This window comes from Sphingobacterium sp. 1.A.5 (genome assembly GCF_002734235.1).
GTDB lineage: Bacteria > Bacteroidota > Bacteroidia > Sphingobacteriales > Sphingobacteriaceae > Sphingobacterium > Sphingobacterium daejeonense.
Map to the genome: position 1 here is coordinate 64,222 of NZ_PEBA01000012.1, position 12,668 is coordinate 76,889.

General features: G+C 35.0%; 9 protein-coding genes. 6 read left to right on the top strand and 3 right to left on the bottom strand.

What is annotated here, in order from left to right:
* Positions 1-24: 24 nt before the first annotated feature.
* The 6 genes from CRT24_RS07335 to CRT24_RS07360 all read left to right on the top strand — a co-directional run bounded on the left by CRT24_RS07335 (position 25) and on the right by CRT24_RS07360 (position 9,745).
* The gene (locus CRT24_RS07335; protein WP_099370592.1) at positions 25-3,384 is read left to right on the top strand and encodes an exodeoxyribonuclease V subunit beta; all 3,360 of its coding nucleotides are present in this window, start codon (positions 25-27) and stop codon (positions 3,382-3,384) included.
* Positions 3,385-3,393: 9 nt separating this feature from the next.
* On the top strand, positions 3,394-6,294 hold the full coding sequence (locus tag CRT24_RS07340; protein ID WP_099370593.1) for a PD-(D/E)XK nuclease family protein: 2,901 nt from the start codon (positions 3,394-3,396) through the stop codon (positions 6,292-6,294).
* A 22-nt stretch (positions 6,295-6,316) separates the two neighbouring features.
* Positions 6,317-7,216, top strand: coding sequence for a LysR family transcriptional regulator (locus CRT24_RS07345; RefSeq protein ID WP_099370594.1), 900 nt, complete (start codon positions 6,317-6,319; stop codon positions 7,214-7,216).
* A 72-nt stretch (positions 7,217-7,288) separates the two neighbouring features.
* On the top strand, positions 7,289-8,326 hold the full coding sequence (locus CRT24_RS07350) for a c-type cytochrome (RefSeq protein ID WP_099370595.1): 1,038 nt from the start codon (positions 7,289-7,291) through the stop codon (positions 8,324-8,326).
* An 11-nt stretch (positions 8,327-8,337) separates the two neighbouring features.
* On the top strand, positions 8,338-8,808 hold the full coding sequence (locus CRT24_RS07355) for a DsrE family protein (protein WP_099370596.1): 471 nt from the start codon (positions 8,338-8,340) through the stop codon (positions 8,806-8,808).
* A 22-nt stretch (positions 8,809-8,830) separates the two neighbouring features.
* Positions 8,831-9,745, top strand: a complete 915-nt coding sequence (locus tag CRT24_RS07360; RefSeq protein ID WP_099370597.1) for a substrate-binding domain-containing protein — start codon at positions 8,831-8,833, stop codon at positions 9,743-9,745.
* Positions 9,746-9,804: 59 nt separating this feature from the next.
* On the opposite strand, the gene CRT24_RS07365 is transcribed toward CRT24_RS07360, so the two are convergent.
* The 3 genes from CRT24_RS07365 to CRT24_RS07375 form a co-directional block, all read right to left on the bottom strand.
* Entirely contained in the window at positions 9,805-10,674 is an 870-nt protein-coding gene (locus tag CRT24_RS07365; protein WP_099370598.1) for a cupin-like domain-containing protein, read from the bottom strand.
* A gap of 216 nt (positions 10,675-10,890) precedes the next feature.
* Positions 10,891-11,658, bottom strand: a complete 768-nt coding sequence (locus tag CRT24_RS07370) for a uroporphyrinogen-III synthase (RefSeq protein WP_099370599.1) — start codon at positions 11,656-11,658, stop codon at positions 10,891-10,893.
* Between the two features lie 10 nt (positions 11,659-11,668).
* Positions 11,669-12,643: a DUF4271 domain-containing protein gene (locus tag CRT24_RS07375; RefSeq protein WP_099370600.1), complete on the bottom strand. Its 975-nt coding sequence runs from the start codon at positions 12,641-12,643 to the stop codon at positions 11,669-11,671.
* Positions 12,644-12,668 lie beyond the last annotated feature (25 nt).

Genomic DNA, 12,668 nt, shown 5'->3' on the forward strand with positions numbered 1-12,668 from the left:
AGCTCTTCTAATTATTGTCGTTTTATGCAAAGAATTGCTCCATTAAAAATTGTAAAGGCCTCTGCTGGATCTGGGAAAACCTTCAGTTTAACGGTTCATTATTTGACTTTATTGTTATCTAAGGAAAGTAGCTATAGGGAAATTTTGGCAGTAACTTTTACAAACAAGGCTACTGCTGAGATGAAACATCGGATTATGACAGTTCTTCACGGCTTGGCGACAGGTGCTGATAGTGATGAAATTGAACAATATAGATCTCAATTACAACAGGTTGGGTCATGGGATAGGATTACAATTCAAGAGAAAGCAAATAGGGTTTACCGCCGAATCCTTCATGACTACAGTCATTTTTCAGTAAGTACTATTGATGGATTCTCTCAAAAGGTAATTTGGAGTTTTACATACGAGCTGAATTTAGATTCTGGCTATGCCATAGAAATGAACACCAATAAAGTGAAAAGAGATTTGACAGTGATGTTAAATCAGTTATTGGATGAGCGACCAGAGTTGTTGGAATGGATCATCAGCTATGCAGAGCAAAAAATCAGCAACAATGAAAATTGGAACTACCGTCAACAATTAATGGGGTTGGCTGGTTTAATCTTTTCGGAGAATTTTCAGGAGTTTGACAGCTTTATGATTTCTTCTGACACGAATAAGATTTTCAATCTTTTGAATAAAGAAATAGAGGATAAAACGAATTCATTTTTAGAAGCACTTTCCCAAAGTTTAGAAACATATAAATCTGTTTATCAAAGTTTAGGGGTTGATGAAACAGAGATGAAAGGAAAATCCAGAAATAAGTTTGTATCAACTAGCAAGTTGAATATCGATGTTCGAAAAATATCGATTTCTGATATACAGAGTAAGGTTTTCGACAAGTTTTCTGAATTGGCTGATAATGAAGATGCCTTCACAGATTCCAATAAAGTCGTTCGTTATGAATATATATCAGGTATAAAACCGGCATTGGATGCCATATTAACCCTTCAACAACATTTTGCCAGCTATATTGGTTACCAGTCGGTGCATACGAATCTGTATTTTTTGAGATTACTTAAGGAGATGAGCGATTTGTTGAGTTTATGGAGGAAGGAAAATTCTGCTCAATTGATATCGGATGCACAGATTTTATTGAATAAACTAGGTTTAGATGAGCATGCTGATCCAACTTTTATCTGGGAAAAGATAGGTAATAGGTATAATTATTTTTTATTTGACGAGTTTCAGGACACTTCCAGAATTCAATGGAAAAATTACAGTCCGTTATTATTAAATGCCCTTTCTGTAGCTACAGGAAAAATAAGTGAGCATTTGGTTGTAGGAGATGTAAAGCAGAGCATTTATCGTTGGAGAAATGGAGATTGGCGTATTCTCTTGCAGCAAATCGATCAACAGGTTTCAAACCATTTTCATTTATCAGAGCATAATGTCGTTGATTTTATTGAGAACGGCACATTAGACACCAACTATAGGAGTCTTCCAAATATAATCAAGCTTAACAATTATTTGTTTGATAAGATACCCAAATTGATGCAGGCGGTTCTTAATGAAAAGGTAGCGGAAGGGTTATCTGAGGAAGGTTTAGTCTGGTGGAATTCATTAGGCAATAACAATTTATTGATTAAAGCTTATGAAAATAGCGAACAACTGATTCCTATATCCAAAACCGACCCCGAAAAACCTCAGGGCAGTATCGAAATCAATTTTTTGCCGGTTACAAGTGGTCGTTCAAGAAATAACCAAGTCATTGAGGAATCTGTTAGGGATCTATGTACAAAAATTGGAGAATGGATTTCAAGTGGGAAATACAAACCTTCTGATATAGGTATTTTGGTTCGCAGCAATGCTCAAGCGAAACTTATTATCCAGGAACTGATGCGTTATAAAAATGAGGAAGGTCTCAGTTTTGAGGTTATCTCGGGTGATGCGTTGAGCCTTATTTCCAATAATGCGATTAATCTTATTCTTGAGACTTTAAGAGCTTTGGTTTTTCAGTCGGACAAGCATGTTATCCATCATGCTAACATGGCGTATCTATATCAATTATCGCATGGGAAATCAAAATTTGAACAGAGCAATTGGTTAAAATTTAAAGGGAATAATTTACAGGACCTTTCTGAAGTACTTCCCATTGAATTGATTGAATCTTGGTCAGCATTGCAAAAAATGCCTTTGGTCCATTTGGTTGAAAAATTGATTGAATTATATCATCTTGGGGATGAAGGAAGTATCCACCTTCCATATTTATTAGCCTTCAAAGATTTAGTTACAGCTTTTTCTACGTTGGGTGAAAGAGGAATTATTCAATTTTTGGAATATTGGGATGAGGATGGTGAAAGAGCAGTTTTACCTTCAAATGGCAAGATAAACGCGATTGAGGTTACGACGATTCACAAATCAAAGGGATTAGCTTATGAGGTCGTTATGATTCCTTTTTCTTCTTGGAAGCTTGATGGATTAATAAACGGTGATTTTTGGATCGATGTATTGGAAAGCCCTTTTTCAGATCTCGGAAAAATACCTGTCAAATACACTCAATCTCTAGGAAGGTCTATTTTTTATAAGCAATATTATGAGGAGATGCTATTCAATTATATGGATGCATTAAACACCTTCTATGTAGCAACAACGAGGGCAAAGAGCCACTTATATATTACTGCTCCCCAATTTAAAGATGAGGTAGATAAAAAGACTGGAGAAATTTTGGGTTCAGAAATTAAGAATGAATTTATAAGTGACATATTAATTCAAGTATTATCCGAACCTGGATCAGTATTCCGTTTAGATAACAATTCATTAAATATTCTTGACGATAACATTAAGAAAGAAGAACATATCAAAACGGATATTACTTCCAAGATAGAGCTTAAAAATTATCCGCAATCTTTGGCTTTAGAAACAGCTTTAGAAAAATCCACCAAGCGTAATATAAACAACATATTGATGTTGGAAAAGGCTGCACAATATGGTGTTTTAGCACATGAGATAGTTTCCTTAGTTGAGAATGAAGATGAGATTTTATTTTATGTCAATCAATTTATAGAAGAAGGGATCTTAGGATTAGATGAAAAGGATTCTCTCTTAGGGGAGATTAAACAAATTTGGCATCATCCGCTCATCCATGAATGGCTTACTGGAGATTATAAAGTTTGGAATGAATCCAGTATTATTTTGGAAGACGGTAGTACTCAAAGACCGGACAAAGTTTTTACGAATGATAAGGAGACCATCGTCCTTGACTTCAAATTTACACAGGGCGATTATATTAATCACAAAACGCAGGTAGGAAGGTATATGAACGCATTAAAAAATGTTGGTTATCATAACATTAAGGGATATCTATATTATGCTAAATCCAAGGAATTGGTTGAGGTGAAATAAAAATAAATCATGGAGAAAGCATTTTTAAGACTAGTAGCGGAAGACATTCAAGCAAAATTTGGCAAGGATATTTCAGATATTGCCATTGTATTCAATAATAAAAGGCCTATTACCTACCTTAAGAAACACCTTGTTGATGTTTTTGGTCAGGCTATCTGGTCGCCACAATTTTTTACGATTCAGGAATTTTTTGCTTTATCTTCCAAGAAGGTTCAAGCAACTCAATTGACTCAGTTTTTTTATCTTTTTGAATTACACAATGATCTTTTGGAAAAGGAAGGAAAAGAGCCAGAGACTTTGGAGGAATTCTATCCTATTGCAGAGATTATATTGAGTGATTTTGGTCAATTGGATTATGATTTGGTTCCTATTGATCAAATTTACATGGAATTATTCGATACTACCGAAATCGATATTACATTCCAACATTTTACAGAAGAGCAACAGGTTTTCATTAAGCAGTTTTGGAAATCCTTCAGTATGAAAGGACATACTGCTGTTCAACAAAGATTTTTGGCATTGTGGAAGAGATTACCGATTCTTTACAAATCGTTCAAGGAGAAGCTAAAAACTGAAAATCAAACTAATTTCCCAACTTTATATAGAGATTTAGCAGAGGGAAGAGGAGAAAACCAAGGATTTATAAACCAGTTTAAGAAGGTCATTTTTGTTGGATTCAATGCATTAAACAAAGCTGAAGCAGGACTTTTTAAGCAATGGCAAGAGGAAGATAAGGCGATATTTTATTTTGATGTTGATGCTCATTATTTAGATGACAAAATTCAAGAAGCGGGTCTTTTTCTTCGTCGGAATTTATTTCAAACTGGCTTGGTAAATGCATTGGGTGAAGCTCCAAACATCATAGGCAATAGGGATATCGATGTTAATCTATACCAAACCTCGGGCAAGAATAGTGAGGCTAAACTGCTTCATGATATACTTTTAAATACTGGTGGAATAGACTTTAAAAATGAAACAGCTGCCATTTTACTTGCAGATGAAAGTTTGTTAGTTCCATTGCTCCAGAGTTTACCACAAATGGATATTAATATCACTACTGGATATCCTTTGATCCAATCTCCGATATATGGATTATTTGACCTTTGGTGTGAAGTTCAACTCTATATTTCACATCAAAAGAAAGAGAAACTCCCCTATCAGTTGTTGGAAACTTTTTTAAGTCATCCGCTGACAAAGATTTCAAAAAAACAGAAACAGCAAATTCAAAAGGAATCCTCCGAGAAACAATTGTTTGAAGTTTCCATTGCTGAAATTGATGTTAGTAGTTCTGTTTTACCAAATTTTTTCAAGCCTATTAAAAACTCTGCGGAACTAATTCCTACAATGGTCAGAATGATTGACGATTTAGTGCAAAGCATTTCTCTTGAAGGCACAACAAAAGTCATTGAGTCTAATTTATTGATTGAAACTAAGAAAGTGTTGAACCAATTACATTTAGGTTTTGACAAACTTGGTCATCTTAGTATTTCTTTCCAAATAGGTTTGATCAAAAAAGCTTTAGCTCCAATCAATTCTGCCATTGAGGGAGATCAATTATATGGTTTGCAGATTATGGGTCTATTAGAGAGTAGATGTTTAAATTTCGATCATGTTTATGTTTTAGGAGCGAATGAGGGAATATTGCCTAAGACATCTAGCGCAGCAACATTTTTGCCCAACAATTTGCGTAAGGCATATAGCCTTCCAGTTTTAGAAAATCAAGATGCACTTTCTGCATATTTATTTTATAGGCATTTTCAATATTCTAATAATATTCATTTATTTTATAATGGTATTGTAGACGAAAATAGCACAGGTGAAGAAAGTCGATTTATCAAGCAATTGAACTTTGAAACTAATTTTAAGTTCATAAAAAGATCACAGCAACAACCATTATTATTTCCTGTTCAACCGGAAGAATTAGTCATTGACAAAAAAGGAGTTATTTGGGATAAGTTATATGGCTCATATATAAAGGACAGGAAAGCCTTATCAGCATCCGCCTTTACGACATATTTGATGTCACCATTACAGTTTTTTCTAAAGTATGTAGCAGATATAAAAGAACCGCCATCAATTTCTCAAGAGTTTGAGATGAACAAATTAGGGACAGTAATCCATGAATGCATGGAGCAATTATTATCTCCTTACAAGGGTTCTACTGACTTAACACCTACCTCAGAACTTGAAAAAGCACTTGAAAAAGTTGATTCTACAGTCATAAAAGAAATCGGCAAACAATATCAAACAGAATTAACTAAACTGGAAGATTTGAATAGTTTGCAAAGAATCATGCATAAGATATCATCTGAATACATCAAGATGTATCTACAATATGATATTGACCAGTATGAATCTTTTAGGATAGTGGAATTAGAGAACGACCAGGATTATTTTTTGGATTTTGAGATAAACATACAGGGTGTTCCCCAAAAAATAAGACTCTTCGGTATTATCGACAGGGTTGATGAAGTAATCAGCAAAAATGGACAACGGAAATTACGGATCGTAGATTATAAAACCGGAGCGGACCAGGTAATTTTTGGGAATTTAGACAATGTCTTTTCAGATAACACGGAAAATAAAGCTCTCTTACAGACCTTATTCTATGCGTATGTGTATGAGCAAGTTTCAGGATTAAAAGGTTTGGAACCGCATTTATATGTTGCACGACGTATGCGAGAGGATGGAACTTTATTCAGGAATAGAAGTGGTAGTTTAGTATTTGAGGACTTAATATTGGAAGATCAAAAAAAGGTTTTCGTTGAATTCCTGAGGGAAAAGCTTGAAGAACTATTCAATCCAGATATTCCATTTAAACATAATCCTGATGCTATTGTTTATCCATCAGATCCATACACTTTATTTTACAAGTATAGTATTTCCGAGAAAGCCGAGGGAGAAGATTAATACCTGAACCAGGGTCACACTTATGTTAGAAATAAATTTTAGGATAAAAGTATTTTATCATGCTGCTAGGGATTTAAGTTTCACAAAAGCATCCAGAGAACTTAATATTAGCCAGCCTGCTGTTTCCAAGCATATCCAAGAGTTGGAACATACGATTGGCCAGGCTTTATTTATAAGAAACGGCAGCAGATTGGTTTTGACGGAGGCTGGTTCTACTCTATTGGAATCCGTGCAGGTCATTATTCAAGAATATGAATTAGCAGATTATAAATTAGGTTTGCTCAACAATCAAGTTCGAGGCAATTTAATTATTGGTGCAAGCACGACCATTGCCCAATATATTCTACCTAAAATTATTGCAGAGTTTTCAAGTGAGAATCCTTCGGTAAACATCAAATTATTTACGGGAAATACGGCACAGGTTGTCCGATGGTTATATGAAAGAAAAATAGGTTTAGGTTTTGTTGAGGGTATTGCAGAAGATCAATCTCTTAAGTACAGCAAGATCTTAGATGATCAGTTAATTTGGGTTGCGAGACATTCTCATCCTTTATTTGATCAAGAACCTATTAGTCTTGAATATGCCAAGCAACAGGAATTCATCTTTAGGGAGCCTGGTTCTGGAACGAATGATATTGTCTTTCAAAAATTCAAAGAAAATGGTCTTCATGCGAATGATTTGATAAATCGAGTACAAATGTCTAGTTCAGAATCCATCAAGCAATATATTAGATATAGTAATAGCATTGGCATTCTTTCGCGATATGCGGTTAAAAACGAGTTGGAAAATGGAATTTTAAGGCAAATTGAGATCGAGGGGAAAGAAATTAATCGGGAACTATATTTAGTTCATCTACACGGAGAGCTTTCGGGTCTTCCCAAACAGTTTATCCGCTTTCTAAATCAAACACTTAAGTCATAGCATAACTTTAGGTTATAGCCTATAACATTTTACCGTTTTAGCAAGTGCATAGACAGGCTTATGTTTGTCTATATGAAAAACAATTTAAACCAATCACAAAATCTTTTTAAGGAGGTAAATAAAATAGCCCAACAGACAAGAATTGTTGCTGGACTATTTATTTTCATAGTTCTTGTTATCGTTTTTCAGGCATTGGGTTTTAATACTGAAATCTTGCAATCCCCATCAGTGAGTCAAGAAACAGAGAAGATTGTTTCTCATAATTCCTTACGCGACATTAAGGATTTTAAAGTTTCTCCTTATCCAGAAACGGAAGAAGGGAAGATTGCTGCATATGGTGAAAAATTAATCAAGGAGACCCAAAAATATCTTGGTCCCAACAATAAGTTTGGAGCGGTTTATTCAGGTAATAATCTGGCATGTACTAGTTGTCATCTTAATGGTGGCACAAAGGCATATGCTGCTCCTTATATAGGTTTGAGTGCACTTTTCCCAATTTATAGTGGACGTGAGGGGAAAGTCGCTACGCTTGAGGAGCGGATTAATGGCTGTTTTGAAAGGAGTATGAACGGCAAGAAACTTCCCGTGGAAAGTGATGAGATGATTGCCATCGTGAGTTATATCAAACATCTAAGCAAAGACGTTATGGTTGGTTCACGTATTGAAGGGCAGGGATTTGTAAAAATTGATGCACCCAATAGAAAGGCAGATTTGACTCATGGCGAAACTGTTTTCAAATCACAATGTGTGAGTTGTCATCAATCTGATGGGCAGGGGTTGGTCAAAAAATCGGGTTCGATGGAAGAGGGATACATATATCCGCCTTTATGGGGCAATGATTCTTTTAATGATGGTGCTGGTATGGGTAGAATGTTGACTGCTGCTAAGTTTATCAAAGGTAATATGCCATTAGGTGCTACCTCAGAATCTCCGATTCTTACAGATGAAGAAGCTTATGATGTCGCTGCTTATATTAATTCATTTGAAAGGCCTTCAAAACTTGCCAAGGAAAAAGACTATCCAGATTTGAACAAGAAACCTATAGATAGTCCTTATCCCCCATTTGCTGACAATAAACCTCAAGAACAACATAAATACGGACCTTTTTAATTTTTAAGAATATGAAACAGATTATTATTTTATGCAGTATTATTTTTATGTGCGCAACGCAGCTTTCACATGCGCAATCCATTGACAAAAAACTTATGGAAAACGCTAAGTTTTCAGGTGCCGACACTCATAACCAACATTACAAAGCAATCTACCAACTGGACAGCAACAATCCTGATGTTGTAAAAAAAGCATTCCGTAACATTAAAAATGTTCTCAACGACCCGCGTTTGAAAGGTAAAATTGATTTAGAGCTAATCACGTTTTCTGGGGGAACAGAAGTGATGCTAAAGGATTCAGGATATGCTGATGCCCTAAAAGAACTTATTGACAAAGGAGTAATTGTTGCGCAGTGCAGCAATTCACTCCAGGAAAGGAGCTTAAAAAAAGATCAATTATATGATTTCATAGGCTATGTCCCAAGCGGAAATGGAGAGTTGGTAATCAGAGCATCCGAAGGATGGGTAATTGTAAAACCATAGATTATAAAATAAAGAGACTGATATGAATTTAAAACGATTGATAGTATTTGCTGTTATTCTGATTATGAACAAAGCCTATTCCCAAGACAACTATAAATATGATCCGCCATGGAACACAGCTCCGGAATCCTCTGTAAATTTCACTGTTCACCGAATTGATAATGTTCCCGATTTATTTGGTGATATTGTCGACCCCCAATTAGTTATATTTTTCGCGGGGAATCAATTTATGGTGATGGATGATTTAATTGAGGCCTTCAAGAAGAAACATCCAAAATATGAACGAATTTTTGTTGAGACTCTTCCACCGGGAATACTTGCCAAACAAATTGAGGGTGGTTCCATCACTATTGGTAATATGAGGATTACTCATCAGCCAGATGTATATGCTGCTGGAAAGAATAGGATTGACAGTATGAAAAATCATTTTTCAAGAACAGAAATATATGCTTACAATAAATTGGCAATCATGGTTCCAAAAGGCAATCCCAAATCAGTTAATTCCATTCTAGATCTTGCAAAGGAAGATGTAAAAATAGCGATGCCCAATCCTGCCTGGGAAGGTATCGGTCGGCAAATAGTTTCTGTCTACAACAAACTGGGCGGCGAAAACCTGGAGAATACTATTATGAAAGATAAGGTTGGGAAGGGCACTACATATTTGACCAAAATACATCATCGGGAAAGTCCGATGAAGATTTTGTATAAAGAGGTAGATGCTGCTCCGGTTTGGTATTCCGAAGTTGTCTATCAGAAGTTATTAAATCACCCGGTTGAACTGGTTGAAATCCCTGCGGAGGAAAACATAAAGGCTACCTATATGATTGCTGAGATGAAAAATGCACCTCGCGCACAAGCTGGAAAGGATTTTGTAGATTTTATGAAATCGGATGTTGCTAAAAACATCTATAAGAAATATGGATTTGAAACACCATAGTTTGTTTAATCGAAAAGGGTTCCAAATAATTTTGGAACCCTTTCTGTTAATATAAAAAACTATCTTTTGTATTTCTTAATTGCTTTATTTGCTCTCTTTTTGGCAGTATTAATTTTATAATCAAACCATTTATCTTTGAAGATTTTTCTCATGGTATCATCAAAGTGTCGAGTAACGAATAGGTTTCTTGCTCCTTTTAATTTTTCGCTGATAGAATTTGCTAATGCACGGACAGAAATTGAATATCCTTCAGTTTCATATTGTATATAGTGCCACCAACCAGCGGGCATATACAGTGTTTCTCCAGGGTTTATAACAGCTTCGTAACCATCCAAAAATTCCAATCCTGGGTAATCTTCTACTTTACTATTTTTCAGATTTGCTATACTATGAAAGTTGTAAGGCAGTTTATACATTAGATCAGATTGGTTATTTGGGAACAACCAAATACGTTTAGCGCCTTGAAATTGAGATATAAAAACATGTGACATGTCAATATCAAAATGATTTCTAGTTGCTGATCCTTCACCTCCAAAGAACATATAAGGTAACCATTGCAGAACTTTACCCCCGGTAACATCATTAAAGATGACATCTTTTTTGAGTTCGGGTCTAATTTTCATCAAATTAAACAGGAACAATCTAAGTTCGGTTGGTTCTTTGCGGATTAGATCTAGATACTCTCCGAAGCTCATCCTACCCACTGGAGGACTAGCAGCATGGTTTTGTGATTCTTCTTCACGACCATATACGTCGATTTGCTCATTACCCGCTATTTCCTTGAAATAGTCGTAACTCCACTTGTTCCAGCATGGACTATCTTTGCTGATAAAATCCTTGATGATAACAGGCTGGCTTTTATTTAGATAGTCCCTAACAAAGTCCTTAGGAGCTATTCCTGAGATACTATTAACAGGTTTTAATTTCACAATATTCCCATTTTTGAGTTAATGCAAACATAAAAAAAATATTCCTACAATAAATATACCCAACCTCCCTGAGGATGATATTTATATTGATTGTTGGCAAATTATGCAGAATTAATTTATTAAAAAATGATAAACATCAAATTTACAAAGGTCTTACACAATGTTCAACAAAAAAGGCTATCCATTTTGGGATAGCCTTTAAATATTTTCAGCAATTTATTTATTTACTTGCTTTATATATTGCTCTATTGCCATTGTCATGCTAGGTGCATTAGGTGTTGGAGCTGGGATATCAAGAATCAAGTCATGTTCTAACAATGCTTGTTGGGTTGTTGCTCCAAAAGCAGCAATTCTGGTTTTGTTTTGAACAAAGTCTGGGAAATTCTCATAAAGAGACTGTACAGAAGAAGGGCTAAAGAACACAATGATGTCATAGAACACATCTTTAAGATCTTTGATGTCCGAGATTACTGTTCTGAACAACACTGCTGGTGTGAAATCATAGCCATTTTCTTGCAGCCAACGTTGAGTTTCTTCATTTGCAACATCCGAGCAAGGGAAAAGGAATTTTTCTTTATTGTGTTTTTTCAACACATCTTCCAGATCTTGAGCTGTTTGTTTACCGAAGAAGATTTTACGTTTACGGTATTGGATATACTTTTGAAGATAAAGGGCGATTGTTTCCGATATACAGAAGTATTTTAAATCTGCTGAGACTTCAAAGCGCATTTCTTCACAGACCCTAAAAAAGTGGTCAACTGCATTTTTACTTGTGAAGATTACTGCAGAAAAATCTGCAAAATTCACTTTTTCTTTTCTGACATCCTTTGCAGAGACGCCTTCTACATGAATAAAACCTCTAAAATCTAATTTTAAATTGTACTTCTCTGCTAGTGTGAAGTAGGGAGATTTATCGTTTTCAGGCTTTGGTAAAGTAACTAAAATGCTCTTTACTTTTTTGGATCTTTCTACATCAATCTGCATATACTCTTTCTTAATTACTTAGTGACCTCACTAATATCAAAATTGGTGCTAATTCGAGACTGCAAAGATAAAGAATTAAATAAAAAATAGAAAATTTGAAATGACCGAATAAGTGCAAAGCGGTCCTTAAGAACCTGTAACTGAATAAAATTATTACTAAACAGATGTAAATTATCGATATAGATTTGAAATAATTGGCAGGAATAAACACCACAGCCAATAAAAATGGCATGAGGAAAAACATGCTGTTAAAATAAACTAAGTAAAGAATTGCTATATATTCACGAACAATTTTTTCCAACTGAAACACGAATGATACAAATCGAATGATTAGAATCTTGGCGATAAACAAGAATGCTACAAATCCAGAATTCTTTAGGAAGTTTTCGAAAGTAAGATAATTTTTGTCGCCGAAACTCGACACAATAACCACCACAAATAACCCTAAGGACAAACTAAAAACAGCATATAAAAATATATAAGGCCATGAAGTTGCTAGGTTGTCTTCCTTACTGACTTGTAGCAATAATCTTTCCTTGTAATATGCATCCACTATTATTTTCAGTTCCACCGGAAAAACAATTCTCAATACCCCAAGGATTAGGAACAGAATAAAAACGATAAGGAGTATCCATGCTGGTCTATAGTTTTTTTCGGTTCCTTCCAGTAATACTCCAGGTTTTGTATTTGAATGTACAGTATCCATCCCAAAAAACAGGTCTTGCTTTCCAGTACTCTTGACAGAATCTATTTCCATTTTCAAATAATTTATTCCCTTGTCGGGGAACAGGATTATTTGACTATTTTTAAGGCTGATATCTAATGAATCAAACACAGCGAGCCTAGCCAAAGAGTCTTTAATAGCAATGGAATCCACTACTGCTGTAGAGTCAACGGCAGGAAGTTGAGCATAAGATTTAGGAGCAATAAATATGCTGCTAAAAATCAGGAAGAATATTAATCCAAATGCTTTGATGTGTTTCATGAAAGTCGTAAAGTTAGAACAAAAT